Source organism: Serratia sp. HRI, assembly GCF_010119335.3.
Taxonomy (GTDB): Bacteria; Pseudomonadota; Gammaproteobacteria; order Enterobacterales; family Enterobacteriaceae; genus Serratia; species Serratia nevei.
In genome coordinates this window covers 968495-983787 of sequence record NZ_CP083690.1, presented here as the reverse complement: position 1 = coordinate 983787, position 15293 = coordinate 968495, and the positions used below count along the sequence as shown (strand labels likewise).

13 protein-coding genes are annotated in these 15293 nt (G+C 59.7%); 4 read left to right on the top strand and 9 right to left on the bottom strand.

From position 1 onward, the window contains the following. Positions 1-2: 2 nt before the first annotated feature. From sanA to metG, 8 genes are all read right to left on the bottom strand, one after another. The gene (sanA, locus tag GF111_RS04755) at positions 3-746 is read right to left on the bottom strand and encodes an outer membrane permeability protein SanA (protein ID WP_004938948.1); all 744 of its coding nucleotides are present in this window, start codon (positions 744-746) and stop codon (positions 3-5) included. A gap of 169 nt (positions 747-915) precedes the next feature. Then, positions 916-2613: an NAD-dependent malic enzyme gene (locus tag GF111_RS04750; protein ID WP_055313557.1), complete on the bottom strand. Its 1698-nt coding sequence runs from the start codon at positions 2611-2613 to the stop codon at positions 916-918. A gap of 221 nt (positions 2614-2834) precedes the next feature. Continuing rightward, entirely contained in the window at positions 2835-3719 is an 885-nt protein-coding gene (gene cdd / locus GF111_RS04745; protein WP_038880984.1) for a cytidine deaminase, read from the bottom strand. A 137-nt stretch (positions 3720-3856) separates the two neighbouring features. Then, positions 3857-4552 carry a CidB/LrgB family autolysis modulator gene (locus tag GF111_RS04740; protein ID WP_019454415.1) on the bottom strand — a complete coding sequence of 232 codons (696 nt, stop codon included), beginning with the start codon at positions 4550-4552 and terminating at the stop codon, positions 3857-3859. Next, positions 4549-4956 (bottom strand): CidA/LrgA family protein, encoded by a 408-nt coding sequence (locus tag GF111_RS04735; RefSeq protein WP_038880991.1) that lies wholly within the window; start codon positions 4954-4956, stop codon positions 4549-4551. The genes GF111_RS04740 and GF111_RS04735 overlap by 4 nt, the downstream gene beginning before the upstream one ends. 138 nt (positions 4957-5094) lie before the next feature. After that, positions 5095-6306, bottom strand: coding sequence for an MFS transporter (locus GF111_RS04730; RefSeq protein WP_147191250.1), 1212 nt, complete (start codon positions 6304-6306; stop codon positions 5095-5097). Positions 6307-6437: 131 nt separating this feature from the next. Then, positions 6438-7505 carry a sugar ABC transporter substrate-binding protein gene (locus GF111_RS04725; RefSeq protein WP_048233149.1) on the bottom strand — a complete coding sequence of 356 codons (1068 nt, stop codon included), beginning with the start codon at positions 7503-7505 and terminating at the stop codon, positions 6438-6440. Positions 7506-7726: 221 nt separating this feature from the next. After that, a complete protein-coding gene (gene metG / locus GF111_RS04720; RefSeq protein WP_033637732.1) occupies positions 7727-9754 on the bottom strand; it encodes a methionine--tRNA ligase in 2028 nt (675 codons plus the stop codon). A 159-nt stretch (positions 9755-9913) separates the two neighbouring features. On the opposite strand from metG, the gene apbC reads away from it, so the two are divergent. Next, positions 9914-11026, top strand: a complete 1113-nt coding sequence (gene apbC / locus GF111_RS04715) for an iron-sulfur cluster carrier protein ApbC (protein WP_038880999.1) — start codon at positions 9914-9916, stop codon at positions 11024-11026. Between the two features lie 44 nt (positions 11027-11070). On the opposite strand, the gene GF111_RS04710 is transcribed toward apbC, so the two are convergent. After that, positions 11071-11727, bottom strand: coding sequence for a phosphatase PAP2 family protein (locus GF111_RS04710; protein WP_038881001.1), 657 nt, complete (start codon positions 11725-11727; stop codon positions 11071-11073). Between the two features lie 292 nt (positions 11728-12019). Here GF111_RS04710 and udk point away from each other — a divergent pair, with 292 nt between their 5' ends. From udk to asmA, 3 genes are all read left to right on the top strand, one after another. Further along, positions 12020-12661 carry a uridine kinase gene (gene udk / locus GF111_RS04705; protein ID WP_004938922.1) on the top strand — a complete coding sequence of 214 codons (642 nt, stop codon included), beginning with the start codon at positions 12020-12022 and terminating at the stop codon, positions 12659-12661. Positions 12662-12786: 125 nt separating this feature from the next. Continuing rightward, entirely contained in the window at positions 12787-13368 is a 582-nt protein-coding gene (gene dcd / locus GF111_RS04700) for a dCTP deaminase (RefSeq protein WP_019454407.1), read from the top strand. A gap of 44 nt (positions 13369-13412) precedes the next feature. Next, positions 13413-15245, top strand: coding sequence for an outer membrane assembly protein AsmA (gene asmA, locus GF111_RS04695; RefSeq protein ID WP_047728121.1), 1833 nt, complete (start codon positions 13413-13415; stop codon positions 15243-15245). Positions 15246-15293 lie beyond the last annotated feature (48 nt).

Sequence of the window (15293 nt, the reverse complement as noted above, 5' to 3'; positions counted from 1 at the left end):
CGTCAGGGCTGTTTGGCTTTCTGCTTCTCTTCTTTCAGCTTGTGCTCCAGCTCCACCAACTGTTCCGGCGAAACGGCGGGATAGCCCTGGGCGTCTTCCGGCACAGTGTGCATGGCGGAGATCGGGATCAGCGGGCCAAGGAAGCGCGGTTCGCGCTTGAGGATGTACAGATCGGTCAGCGCGCCCAGGCGAGCGAAGATCTCGCGGGCGCGCACCGTCATCATGTCTTTCGGCGACGGCACCGCGTAGCACTGCGCCTGAATGCCCATGTGCAGGGCGATGAACAGCGCGCGCTCGCAGTGGAAACGCTGGGTGATGATGATGAAATCGTTGGTGTCGAACACCTTGCGGGTGCGCACGATGGAGTCCAGGGTACGGAAACCGGCGTAGTCCAGCACGATATCGCTCGGCGCCACGCCGGCGGCGATCAGATCGCGACGCATGGTCATCGGCTCGTTATAGCTTTGCTGGGCGTTGTCGCCGCTCAGCAGCAGGTATTTCACCTTGCCGCTGTTATAGGCGTTGATCGCCCCCTGAATGCGGTAACGGTAGTACTGGTTGATCACCCCGGTGCGGTAATACTTGGCGGTGCCGAGCACCACGCCGACCTGGCGGTGCGGCAATTCCTGCAGTTCGTCGTAGACGTAAGGCGCGGTTTTCCAGCTGATCCAGCGATCCAGCGCAATAGCCGAACCCATCAACACCGCAATGATGATGAACAGGCTGATGATCAGGCGTTTCCACATGTTGTTGCCTTACGCGCGCCGGGCTGAAAAAGATGGATCAAGGCTACTTTACCTGACCGAACGACGCAAGACGCGAACCGCCTGAAGCACGCGCAACGCCGCATTTTTAGGCGGTTTTGTCGCACAAAAAAGCCCGGCGGTGCCGGGCTGGGTCAATTTAGCGCGCCAGTTAGAACGAGGTGCGCTTGTAGCTGCGGTACTGCGGCCGCCAGAAGTTGTGCTCGATGGCTTTCGACAGCGCGTCTTCGGAGGTGACGATCGCCACGCCCTGCAGCTGCGCCGCTTTACCCACTTCCATGGCGATGCACTTCGACACGCCCTGAATATCGTCGATATTCGGCAGCAGTGCGCCGTGGCCGTCGGTGGCCAGCGGCGAACAGTCCGCCAGTGCGCGGCTGGCGGCCATCAGCATGGCGTCGGTGACGCGGGTGGCGCCGGAGGCCAGCACGCCGAGGCCAATCCCCGGGAAGATGTAGGAGTTGTTGCACTGGGCGATCGGGTACAGCTGTTCTTTATAGCTCACCGGCGCGAACGGGCTACCGGTTGCCACCAGGGCGGCGCCGTCGGTCCAGTTGATGACGTCTTCCGGACGGGCTTCCACGCGCGAGGTCGGGTTGGACAGCGGCATCACGATAGGGCGTTCGCAGTGCTTGTGCATTTCGCGGATCAGCTCTTCGGTAAACAGCCCCGGCTGGCCGGACACCCCGATCAGAATGGTCGGCTTGGCGTTGCGCACCACGTCCAGCAGCGAGATGGCGTCGCTGGCGGTTTCCCAACCGGCCAGGTTGTCGCTCTTCTGTACCAGCTTGCTCTGGAAATCGAGCAGGTTCGGCAGTTTGTCGGTCAGCAGGCCGAAGCGGTCGACCATGAATACGCGGGCGCGCGCTTCGTCTTCGCTCAAGCCTTCGGACTTCATCTGCGCGATGATTTGCTCGGCGATGCCGCAGCCGGCGGAACCGGCGCCGAGGAAGGTGACGGTCTGATCGCGCAGCTGGCTGCCGGCGGCGCGGCTGGCGGCGATCAGGCTGCCGAGGGTGACCGCGGCGGTGCCCTGGATGTCATCGTTGAAGCAGCAGATCTCGTCGCGATAGCGGTTCAACAGCGGAGTGGCGTTGTTCTGCGCGAAGTCTTCGAACTGCAGCAGCACGTTCGGCCAGCGGCGTTTGACCGCCTGAATAAACTCTTCGACGAAGGCGTGGTACTCCTCGCCGGAGATGCGCGGATGGCGCCAGCCCATGTACAGCGGATCGTTGAGGCGCTGCGGGTTGTTGGTGCCGACGTCCAGCACCACCGGCAGCGTGTAGGCCGGGCTGATGCCGCCGCAGGCGGTGTACAGCGACAGCTTGCCGATGGGGATGCCCATGCCGCCGATGCCCTGGTCGCCCAGGCCGAGGATACGCTCGCCGTCGGTGACCACGATCACCTTGACGTTCTGCTTGGTGGCGTTTTGCAGCATGTCATCGATGCGATCGCGGTTCGGGTAGGAGATGAACAGCCCGCGCGCGCGGCGATAGATATCGGAGAAGTGTTCGCAGGCCTCGCCGACGGTCGGGGTGTAGATGATCGGCATCATCTCGCTCAGGTGCGAGTCCAGCAGCCGGTAGAACAAGGTTTCGTTGGTGTCCTGGATGTTGCGCAGATAGATGTGCTTGTCGTTATCGTTCTTGAAATCCTGGTACTGACGGTAGGCGCGTTCCACCTGTTCTTCGATGGTTTCCACCGCTTCCGGCAGCAGGCCATGCAGGTTGAAGTGGCTACGTTCTTCCTCGGTGAAAGCGCTGCCTTTGTTCAGCAGCGGAAATTCCAGCAGAATCGGGCCGGCGTAAGGGATGTAGAGCGGGCGTTTGCTTTCGTATTCTAGTTCCATCAGTTTTACTCTTCACGTATCAGATAACTTTATTGCCGACGATCCTAAGAGATAAAGAGAAGATGTACAGCATTTGTTGCCAGATGATGAACCAGGTTGGCGTAATTATCGACAATCAAATGATTTTTTAACTAAAGAAAGTCTCTCTGGTGGCGTTGGGGCATTGTATTTGGCGGGCGGGGCTGTTAGCGGCGGAACCGGATGGCTCCGCCGTGGTGCGCTTAGAACGCGGCGCGGCTGACGTTTTGGCAGCCCAGTGCCGCCAGCGTGGCGCGGGTGGCGTCCCACTGGCTGAGGATCGCCTCTTGCGGTTCGACCAGCACGGCGCGGCGGATGTTCAGGCAATCGCCGCCGGAGAGGTTCAGCAGGATCAGCGCGGCCTGCAGCGGCGGCAGGCTTGGGTTGAAGGCGGCGTTTTCTGCATAGCGGCCGGCGTAGAGGTTACCGTCCTGCGTTTCCAGCGCCACGCCGCTGTGGGCGTTGCTGTACGGTGCGTGGCTCTGATTGGCCGCCGCCAGCGCCGCCTGCGTCAGCGCATCGTCCAGCGCCAGCCGATGGCCGTGATCGACCTTGTCCATCAGCAGCGAAGCGATATCCAGATCTTTCGGGCCGAAGGCGTCCGGCAGATAGTCCGCCAGCGTGGCCGGCGCGCGGCCCGGCAGACGGATCTGCAGTTCGCCGCCGCTGTTCAGTTCATTCATAAACTGACGGCAGTGGCCGCACGGCGTGTAGTTGACGGTGACCGAGGCCAGCGCCGGCTCGCCGCGCAGCCAGGCATGGGTAACCGCGCACTGTTCCGCATGCACGGTTTGCTGCAGCGGTGCGCCGCTGAATTCCATATTGGCGCCGAAATAGAGGTTGCCACTTTGCCCGCGCGCGATGGCGCCGACGTGGAAGTGCGATATCGGGGTTAACGAGCAGGCCGCCGCCAACGGCAGCAGCGCGAATGCCAGCGCGTCATCGTCCAACCCGCAGCCTGTGCGGATCGCCGCCGCTTGCTCGGCCGTGAACATCGCCGGAAAGTCAGGCACGTCCAGATAGGGCCGCAGGGCGGATTGCAGTGTCGCAGGCAGTGCGCTGAACGCGGTGTGAAAACGCGGATGCATAGAAAGTCTCTCTACAGGTTAACGGGATAACATTCTAGGCAGGCCAGAGACATTAAAGTGTGATTAATGTCTCTTAATTGATGAAATTAATGCAATGAGATACATAAATGCGAGATGTATCGCAAGTTTCATCCTGTTCAACCGAACAGGTGCAGCAGCACCGGGAACAGGAATGGTGCCAGCAGCGAGGTGATGATGCCGCAGATTACCAGCGCCAGCGAGCCGAAAGCGCCTTCCTGGTAGTCCATCTCCGCGCAGCGTGCGGTGCCCAGCGCGTGGGATGCGGTACCCATCGCCAGACCGCGCGCCGAGTGGGTGGTGATTTTCAACAGGTTGAACAGCGTATGGCCGAACACGGCGCCGAGGATACCGACGAAAATGACGCAGACCGCGCTGATCGCCGGAATGCCGCCGAGCGAGTCCGCGACGGCCATGGCGATCGGCGTAGTGACCGATTTCGGCAGGATAGAGGCGGCGATTTCCGGCGTGGCGCCCAGCCACAGGGCGATGGCGCCGCCGCTGATCATGGCGGTCAGGCTGCCGATGAAGCACACCGCGATAATCGACTTCCAGCGCGCGCGGATCTGGTGCAGTTGTTCATACAGCGGGAAGGCCAGCGCGACAACCGCCGGCTGCAGCAGATCGTTGAGGATTTTGCTGCCCTGAAAGTAGCGCTCATAGGGGATGCCGGTGAGCAGCAGCAGCGGGATGATCACCGCCATGGAAACCAGCAGCGGGTTGAGCAGCGGCATGTTCAGCTTGCGCGCCAGCCAGCGCGCGGCGAAATAGACCGCCAGCGTCAGCGGCAGCGACCACCAGATTTCATGGATCATGGGTTGCCCTCCGTGTCGTCGGGTTTACCGGCGATGCGGCGCTCGCGGTGAAAATAGTGTGAGGTATAGCCGACCACCACCAGCACCATCAGCGTGCTGATGAGGCAAGAGATAACCAGCGGGCCCAGATGCGCGACGATCTGGTCATAGTATTTCATCACCCCGACGCCGATCGGCACGAACAGCAGCACCATGTAGCGGATCAGCAAATGGCAGCCGGGTTTAACCCATTTGGCCGGCAGGATCTGGGTAGAGAGCAGGGCGAACAGCAGCAGCATGCCGAGGATGCTGCCGGGAATGGCGAACGGCAGCAGCGCCGCCAGCGCATTGCCGACGAACAGACAAAGGTAGATGAGGAGCAGGGCTCTCAGGTATTTCCAGCACAGTGTGAGCACGTTGGCCATTGTCTTTTCCCGTTTAACTGACGTATTCATCATACAATTAAACTGTGAGCCATGCCACAGAACGCACCATGAATTCTCGCTATGGATGCCATGCCCGATCGGCGGGTTGACAGCCCACAATGACCGCTGCTGGCGGGATCAGCGCGCGTCTTCGGCGGTTGCCGCCGCGTGTTCCGCCAGCCGGTGGCCAAGGAAGAAAAACAGCAGGCTGAGCAGCGCGGCGACGATCAGCATCACGAACATCAACGGCGGCGTGGCATAGCTGAGCAGCACCCCGCACAGCACCGGGTTGATGGCGCCGCCCAGCGCGCTGAGGTTCTGTACCCCATAGTAGCTGCCTTTCAGGTGCGGCGGCGCGATAAAGTCGATGAACATGTATTCCACCGGGATAACGATGATTTCGCCGAGGGTGAACACCGCCATCGCCGCCAGCCACAGCCAGACCATCTGGCCGGCCATCATAAAGCCGAGCAGCCCGACGATGAAAAACAGCGTGCCCAGCGCCAGCCAGCGCAGCATGTTTTCCTGACGCATGCCGCGGCTGAGCAGGTATTGCAGGGCGATGACGATGCTGGCGTTGACGATCATCACCAGCCCGATGATTCTGTAGGCGAACTCGGCGCTGGAGACGGTGATCAGGTACTGCGACAGATAGCCGGTGAACTGACCGAACACGACGGCACCCAGGGTACTGCCGAGAGTGAAGTAGATCAGCCGCCGATCGCTGCGCAGGATAGTCACCGTCTGGCGGAAGTTGGGGAGCGCCGCGGGGGCGGCGGCTGGCGTTGCACGCTGTTCCCGACCGCGCAAGCGCAGGCTTAGCGTCGCCATCGTCGCCAGCGCCAACCCGCCCGACAGGTAAAACGGCAGCAGCGGGCTAAGCCCGGCCACCAGAACGCCGAGCGCAGAACCGATCGCCCAGCCGACGTTGACCAGCGTGTAGTTGATTGAAAAAGCCTTGATGCGCTGCTCGACCGGCAGCCAGTCGGCGAAGCAGGCCTTAATGGTGATGCTCAGCACCGAATAACAGGTATGCAGGATCGCCAGCACCACGATCACGCCGCCGGGGCGAGGGATCCAGGGAAGGGCGAAGAAGCTCAGCGCAAACAATAAAATCGACAGCAGGATCAGGCGGTTCTTGCTGAATTTGTCCACCAGATAGCCGCCGTACAGGCTGGCAAGGATGCCGAGGGTCAGGCTGACGCCCAGGATCACGCCCACGCTCTTCGGCAGCAGATGGAAATGCTCGGTGAGGTAGATGGTAATGAACGGCAGCGTCACGCCGCGGCCGATGGTCAACACCAGCGAACTGGCCAGCAGCATGTTAATCAGCGAGGGGAATCCCTTCATTCGAGGCCTGTGTATGCATACAGTTATTGGGCAATGCAGATAACATAGCGTATTTTGGCGAGGACGGAAGGGGAAAGCCGAAAATTAGTTTAAAAACAGAGGCTGCGTCGGCAGCCTCGTCAAAAACAGCATTATTTACCGTGTTCGGCCTGCAGCGTGGCGAACCACGGCTGCACGAAGTCGCTGCTGCTGCCCCAGCCGGGGATGATCTTCGCCAGCCCGGCGACGTTGACCGGCCCCGGCTGCGCCAGCAACAGTGCCTGCGGAATGACCGTCGCTTTGAACTGATAGCTGTCCGGCGTGCTTTCCCCGGCGATCTTGTTGGCCACCAGGCGCAGGTTGACTGCGCCGATAAGTTTCGGATCCACCGCTACGCTGACCTGCCACGGGCTGCCGGCTTCGCGCATCAGTTGCAAGTCCTGGTTGGAGATATCGATGCTGTACAGCTTGATCTCGGTGCGGCCGTTCTCTTTCAATGCTTTGTAAGCGCCCTGGGTGAAGGCGTCCCAGGTGCCCCAGATGGCGTCGATCTTGCCTTTCGGGTATTTCGCCAGCACCGCGCCCACTTTATTGGCGGTATCGCCCTGTACGTCGGAGGAGACCGCGCCGATCGATTCCAGCTCGTGAATGCCCGGATGCTGTTTCAGCAGCTGCTGATAGGCGGCCTGGCGGCGTTCCATCGGCGGGAAGCCGGCTACCCAGAGTTTGATGATGTTGGCCTGGCCGTTGAAATCCTTCACCAGCTGGCCGAAGGAGGCGTTGGCCAGCGAAGCGTCGTCCTGCTGCGAGACGGTGACGCCGGGAACGCTGCCGTTGACGTCGGTATCGAAAGCCGCGACGGCGATGCCGGCCGCCGCGATGCGTTTGACCAACTCGGTGGAATAGGGGGCTCGCCCCTGCGAGAGAATGATGCCGTCATATTTCTGGCTGATAGCCTGGTTGACGAAGTCCTGGAAGCGTGCGTCGTCGCCGTTGCTGAGGAAGGTGTCCACCTTGAAGCCCAGCTTGCGTCCTTCCTGAATAGCGCCCGCCAAAAATTGCGTGGTGTTGTCGTCGGATCCGAGGTTGCGGATCACCGCGATGCGCACCGGCCCCTGATGCTGAGCGATGGCGGCCGGCACGGCGGCGTTTTCCGCCGCCTGCAGCGGCAGGGCGGCCAGCAGGCTGAGGGCGAGCAGCGAAGTCTTGAGAATTTTCATTATTATAGGCTCCAAAAAAGCGGGTAAACGGTCCCGGTGAAGGTCTGTTATAGCAGTCTTTCTGTCTGGACGTCTATTTGTTGTTGCGAAGCATCATAGCGAGATGCGGCGGGCGAGGGAATCAGAGCGGTTATGACTTTTTCTTACTGTTTATAACGTTGGGTTTGAGGCATTAAAAAGGGCCGAGCAAGCTCGACCCTTGATGTAACGCGCCGGCGCGGTTACTTGACCTGCATGCCAGGCTGCGCGCCGCTGTCCGGGCTCAGCAGGAAGATCTCTTTCCCGCCGGGGCCTGCCGCCATCACCATGCCTTCCGAAACGCCGAAGCGCATTTTGCGCGGCGCCAGGTTGGCGACCATGATGGTCAGGCGGCCTTCCAGCGCTTTCGGATCCGGGTAGGCGGAGCGAATGCCGGAGAAGATCTGGCGCGATTCGCCACCCAGATCCAACTGCAGCTTCAGCAGTTTGTCGGAGCCTTCGACAAAGTCGGCGCTCTTGATCAGGGCGATGCGCATGTCCACCTTGGCGAAGTCGTCGAAGGTGATGGTTTCCTGAATAGGATCATCGGCCAATGGACCGGTCACCGGCTTGGCGGCGGCCATGTCTTCTTTCGAGGCGTTGACCATTTCGCTGACCTTGTCCAGATCGATGCGGTTGAACAGCGCTTTGAATGCGTTCACCTGGTGGCCCAGCAGCGGCTGCGGGATTGCGTCCCAGCTCAGCTCGGCGTTGAGGAACGCTTCGGCGCGTTCGGTCAGCGAAGGCAGCACCGGCTTCAGGTAAGTCATCAGCACGCGGAACAGGTTGATGCCCATCGAGCAGATGGCCTGCAGATCGGCGTCGCGGCCTTCTTCCTTCGCCACCACCCAAGGTGCCTGCTCATCCACGTAACGGTTGGCCAGATCGGCCAGCGCCATGATTTCGCGGATCGCGCGGCTGAACTCGCGGCCGGCGTAAGCTTCGGCGATGCTCTGCGCCGCGTCGACGAAGGTCTGGTACAGTGCCGGATCGGCCAGGCTGTCGGCCAGCTTGCCGCCGAAGCGCTTGTTGATAAAGCCGGCGTTGCGCGACGCCAGGTTCACCACCTTGTTGACGATATCGGCGTTTACGCGCTGCACGAAGTCTTCCAGATTGAGATCGATGTCATCAATGCGTGAAGAGAGCTTGGCGGCGTAGTAATAGCGCAGGCAGTCGGCGTCCAGATGCTGCAGGTAGGTGCCGGCCTTGATGAAGGTGCCGCGCGACTTGGACATTTTGGCGCCGTTCACCGTCACGTAGCCGTGCACGAACAGGTTGGTCGGTTTGCGGAAGTTGCTACCTTCCAGCATCGCCGGCCAGAACAGGCTGTGGAAGTAGACGATGTCCTTGCCGATAAAGTGATACAGCTCGGTGGTGGAGTCTTTACGCCAGAACTCGTCGAAGTCCAGATCGCCGCGCTTGTCGCACAGGTTCTTGAAGGAGCCCATGTAGCCGATCGGCGCGTCCAGCCAGACGTAGAAGTATTTGCCCGGCGCATCCGGGATCTCGAAGCCGAAGTAAGGCGCATCGCGGGAGATGTCCCACTGCTGCAGGCCGGATTCGAACCACTCCTGCATCTTGTTCGCCACTTGCTCTTGCAGCGCGCCGGAGCGCGTCCACGCCTGCAGCATTTCGCTGAAGGCCGGCAGGTCGAAGAAGAAGTGCTCGGAGTCGCGCATCACCGGCGTCGCGCCGGAAACCACGGACTTCGGATCGATCAGTTCCGTCGGGCTGTAGGTGGCGCCGCACACTTCGCAGTTATCGCCGTATTGATCCGGCGATTTGCATTTCGGGCAGGTGCCCTTCACGAAACGATCCGGCAGGAACATGCCTTTCTCCGGATCGTACAGCTGAGAAATGGTGCGGTTCTTGATAAAACCGTTTTCTTTCAGGCGGCTGTAAATCAGGGTGGACAGCTCACGGTTTTCATCGCTATGGGTCGAATGGTAGTTGTCATAGCTGATGCCAAAGCCGGCGAAATCCTGTTGGTGCTCCTGGCTCATCTCCGCGATCATTTCTTCCGGTTTCACGCCCAGTTGCTGCGCTTTCAGCATGATCGGCGTGCCGTGCGCGTCGTCCGCGCAGATGAAATGCACTTCGTGGCCGCGCATTCGTTGGTAACGCACCCAGATATCCGCCTGGATGTGCTCGAGCATGTGGCCGAGATGGATGGAACCATTTGCGTACGGTAGCGCGCACGTCACCAATAATTTTTTCGCGACTTGAGCCATAGTGAGAACTTGCTTTCTGTAATGAATAAAAGGGCCTTCGATGTTAACCGATCGCGCCCTTCGCTGCTAGGGCGGTTTCTTACAGGTTATACGCGCCAGCCGACGGGCAGTTCTGATATGCTTAGCCGGAAGCTACCCATTCAAAATCAAGGAGCCGGGATGAACGCAAAATCCCCTGAGCAGACCAACCCCGAAGTTCTGCGCGCCCTGGTGACCGGTGTACTGGCCGCCTTTGAACACCCGACGTTGAAAAACAATCTGACCGCATTGAAGGCTATTCATCACTGCGCGTTGCTGGACGATGTGCTGCATATCGAACTGACGATGCCGTTTGCTTGGCAGAGCGGTTTTGAGGCGCTGCAGGCGAGCGTCGGCCCCGAGCTGTTGCGCGTGACCGGCGCTTCCGCCATCGACTGGAAGCTGAAACACGACATCACAACGCTGAAACGCGCCAACGGCCAGGCCGGCATCAAAGGCGTGCGCAACATCGTCGCCGTCAGCTCCGGCAAAGGCGGGGTGGGGAAATCCAGCACTGCCGTCAACCTGGCGCTGGCGCTGGCCGCCGAAGGGGCCAAAGTCGGTATTCTGGACGCCGACATTTACGGCCCGTCGATCCCCAACATGCTGGGTACCGAACATGAGCGGCCGACCTCGCCGGACGGTCAGCATATGGCACCGATCGTGGCGCACGGCCTGGCGACCAACTCCATCGGTTACCTGGTGACCGACGATAACGCCATGGTGTGGCGTGGCCCGATGGCCAGCAAGGCGCTGATGCAGCTGCTGCAGGATACGCTGTGGCCGGATCTGGATTACCTGGTGCTGGACATGCCGCCGGGCACCGGTGACATCCAGCTGACGCTGTCGCAGAACATTCCGGTGACCGGCGCGCTGGTGGTCACCACGCCACAGGATATCGCCTTGCTGGATGCCGCCAAGGGCATCGTGATGTTCGAGAAAGTGCATGTGCCGGTGCTGGGCATCGTGGAGAACATGAGCGTGCACATCTGCAGCAACTGCGGTCACCATGAGCCGATCTTCGGCACCGGCGGCGCCGAGAAGCTGGTGCAGAAATACCACAGCCGTCTGCTGGGGCAGATGCCGCTGCATATCTCGCTGCGCGAAGACCTGGATCGCGGTACGCCGACGGTGATCAGCCGCCCGGACAGCGAATTCGCCGAGATGTATCGTCAGCTCGCCGGCCGCGTGGCCGCGCAGATGTATTGGCAGGGCGAGGCGATCCCGACGGAGATTGCTTTCCGCGCGCTGTAATCGGCAAGAGGCACATGGAAAAATCCCGGGCTCCCGGGATTTTTTTATTGGGCGGAGCGTGAGTTGAGGGTGTTATAAGCAACGGGTACGTTGGCGTGCATATCTTCACGTGTGAAAGGTTTATCTATCGGCGCGATGCTGACGGCGATAAACTCCAGCAGTCCCTGGGTCGGGGCTATCGTGCCGTTGTTGATCAACAACAGAGGAAGCAGTAAGGCGGCAGCGATTTTTCGGTATGACAGGGCTGGCGGTGCAATATTGCGCTGCAGCCATAAAAATGCGCTGCTGGCGGCCCCCCCCAATGCGAGGCCGCTGATGACTTCCGAAACGGAGTGTACGTGGATGGCCAGGCGAGAGTAGCCTATCAACAACGCCAGGGCATAACCGCTCAGCACGGCCGTTTTGCGCACGGCAGTGGAGAAGCGGCCGGTCAGTAGCCACATCATCACTGGCCAAATACTGGCGGAAAGTGCGGAGTGCCCGCTAAAACCGGTGAAATCCAGTTCACGAATGCCGATTCCCCAACCCATAAAAGCCAGTTTGGAGGCGCACACGATGGCGCCTACGCCACCGAACAGCAGCGCCCATTGGGCCGTCTGCTTCCAATCCCGACAGACAAACATCAGGATAGCGAAAACAATGATTCCGGAAGGCAGCAGTAACATGCTGTCGCCGAAAAAAGTCAGGGAATACCAATCCATTACGGAAAAACCTTCATGAGAACAACGCGCGGTGATGTATTCAAGGTTGCCTTCAAGACCTTATAGATAAACGATCTTCTAAGCAGGAAGCGCGGGATAGTACTCCGAGCGGTAAAAAATAAGTAGAGTAAAAGTTCTGAAAAGCAATGTTTGATATTCGGTATCGACTAAAAAAGAACGGGAAAAGATGGCGTTTAGGCATTGTTAAAGGCTGGCGCAAACCCCGACGACTCCCTATAATTGTCGCGTTTTAGTTCCCCCCTTCACATTACGAAATCAGGTCTTTAATTTTATGACTGACAATCCGCATCAGTGCGTCATTATTGGTATAGCTGGCGCATCTGCCTCCGGAAAAAGCCTTATTGCCAGCACGTTGTACCGCGAACTCCGCGAGCAGGTCGGCGATGAGCACATCGGCGTTATTCCAGAAGACAGTTACTATAAAGACCAGACTCACCTGACCATGGAAGAACGGGTCAAAACCAACTATGACCACCCGAGCGCCATGGATCACAACCTGCTGTTCCAGCATCTGCAGATGCTGAAGGCCGGCAAGGCGATCGAACTGCCGCTGTACAGCTACACCGAACACACGCGCAAGAAAGAAACCGTCCATCTCGAACCTAAAAAAGTGATTATTCTGGAAGGGATCTTGCTGCTGACGGATATCCGCCTGCGCCAGGAGATGAACTTCTCGATCTTTGTCGACACGCCGCTGGATATCTGCCTGATGCGCCGCATGAAGCGCGACGTCAACGAGCGGGGCCGCTCGATGGATTCGGTGATGGCGCAATACCAGAAGACCGTGCGCCCGATGTTCCTGCAGTTTATCGAACCTTCCAAACAATACGCCGATATCATCGTCCCGCGCGGTGGCAAGAACCGCATCGCGATCGATATTCTGAAAGCCAAAATCAGCCAATTCTTTGAATAATGCCGCTTAATGGCCGGAAATGTGCATTTCCGGCCGGCGGCCAACTATTTGCACCCCGGCGTAGACCTTTCGCCCGTTGTGTGGCAATTTTTGTTTAGTGACGCGTTTTGATGGAGAAGAAAGACATGAGACTGTGCGACCGCGATATAGAAGCCTGGCTGGATAGCGAGAAACTGGTGATTTCCCCGCGCCCGCCGCTCGAACGCATCAACGGAGCCACAGTAGATGTCCGTTTGGGCAATCAGTTTCGCGTGTTCAGTGGCCATACCGCGCCTTTTATCGATCTTAGCGGGCCGAAAGATGAAGTTAGTGCCGCGCTGGATCGTGTGATGAGCGACGAGATTGTCCTGCCGGAAGGCGAGGCGTTCTTCCTCCATCCCGGCGAGCTGGCCCTGGCGGTGACGTTCGAATCCGTGACGCTGCCGGACGATCTGGTGGGTTGGCTCGACGGCCGTTCTTCTTTGGCGCGCCTGGGGCTGATGGTGCACGTGACCGCGCACCGTATCGATCCGGGCTGGCATGGGCGCATCGTGCTGGAGTTCTACAACTCCGGCAAGCTGCCGCTGGCGCTGCGGCCGGGGATGCTGATCGGGGCCTTGAGCTTTGAGCCGTTGTCCGGCCCGGCGGCCCGGCCATACAACAGCCGCCAGGACGCAAAATATCGCGATCAGCAGGGCGCAGTAGCCAGTCGAATCGACAAGGATTAACGGCGCGGGATGCACCGTCGGTGTGGCGCTGACAAGAGGGTGGCATGAGAAGATTACTGACGACATTGGCGATTTTACTGGTGGTCGTGGTGGCGGGGATGTCCGCGCTGGTACTGCTGGTCAATCCGAATGATTTTCGCGGCTACATGGTCAAAAAGGTCGAGCAGAAGAGCGGCTACCAGCTGACGCTCGAAGGCGATCTGCGGTGGCACATCTGGCCGCAGCTCAGCATTTTGGCCGGCCGCATGACGCTAACCGCACCGGGTGCCAAAGCGCCGGTGGTGAGTGCGGAAAACATGCGCCTCGATGTCAAACTGTTGCCGCTGCTGTCGCATCAGCTGTTTGTGAAGCAGGTGATGTTGAAAAACGCGGTTATCCGCCTCACGCCCGACAGCGAAGAGCACTCGCAGGTGGATGCCCCAATCGCACCCGCCGGTAGCGCTACTGACGCGGCAGACGCGGCCTGGAAGTTCGATATCGATAACCTTCGGGTGGTGGACAGCCTGCTGATTTGGCAGCGTGCCGATAACGAACAAATCAATGTCCGGGATATCAATCTCACCCTGCAACAAACGGAAAAACGCCGGGCGCAGCTGGAACTTTCCAGCCGGGTCAACCGCGATCAGCGTGACCTGATCTTCAGCATGGCGGCCGATGTCGATCTGCAGCAGTTCCCACGTCAGATTGGCGCCAAAGTGACCCAGTTCAATTACCAACTGGCGGGCGCGGATATTCTGAACGGCGGTATTCAGGGAGAGGGTAATGCGCAGGTGGTCTATCAGCAGACGCCGGCGCAGATTGCCGTCAGCCAGCTGAACGTCAGCGCCAATAACAGTCAGTTGACCGGCAATATCAGCGCCACGCTGGGGGCAGTGCCCGGCTATGTGGTGAACCTCAATTCGGCAAACCTCGATCTCGACGCGCTTTCCGGCTGGCAATCCAGCACCACGACCGCCGAGCAGCCCGCCGTGACTTCCGCGCCGGTGATCGCCAGCCAGGTTGACGATAGGCAGCAAAACCTGGAGGCGCTGCGCGATTTCACTGCACAGTTGAACCTGCAGGCGGCACAGGTAACCTATCGCGGTATGAACGTTACCCAGTTGGCCGTTACGGCGGACAACCAACGCGGCCTGCTGACGTTGCACAAGCTTGCCGGGCAGTTGGCCGGCGGAGATTTTTCCTTGCCGGGAACGCTCGACGCGCGCGGCAATAAACCGGTGATAAGCGTGCAACCGGTGCTGAATCAGGTTGAGCTCGGCACGGTGCTCAAGGCATTCGATATGCCGCAGATGCTCACCGGCAAGTTCAGCATGAAAGGGGATCTGACCGGCGATCGCCTCTCTTTACAGGCATTTGAGCGCCGCTGGCGCGGTACGGCGCAGCTGGCGATGCAGGATGCGCAGCTGCACGGCCTGAATATTCAGCAGCTGATTCAGCAGGCGGTGGCGCGTAATGATAACAGCGTACGTGGGCAAGACAGCTATCAGCGCTATACCGAAGTCAAAAGTGTCTCGGCGCAGGCCAGCCTGAATCAGGGCACGGTCAAACTCAGCGGCCTGACGGCGGATTCACCTTTGCTGGCGCTGACCGGCGCCGGCAGCATCGATATGCCGGGCAAACAGTGCGACATGGCGCTCAACGTGCGCGTCACCGGCGGTTGGCAAGGGCGCGGCGAGCTGATTGAGCAACTGCAAAAAACGCCGATCCCGCTGCGGGTCTATGGGCCTTGGCAACAGCTGAATTATCAACTGCAGGTCGATCAAGTGCTGCGTAAAACGCTGCAGGATCGGGCCAAGGATGCGTTGAACAAATGGGCTGAAAAGAACAAGGATTCGCGCGAAGGCCAGGATCTGAAGAAGCTGCTCGACAAGCTGTAATCTCCTCTGACGCGGGCCGCATTGTGGCCCGCGTCAATCTCGATGTTT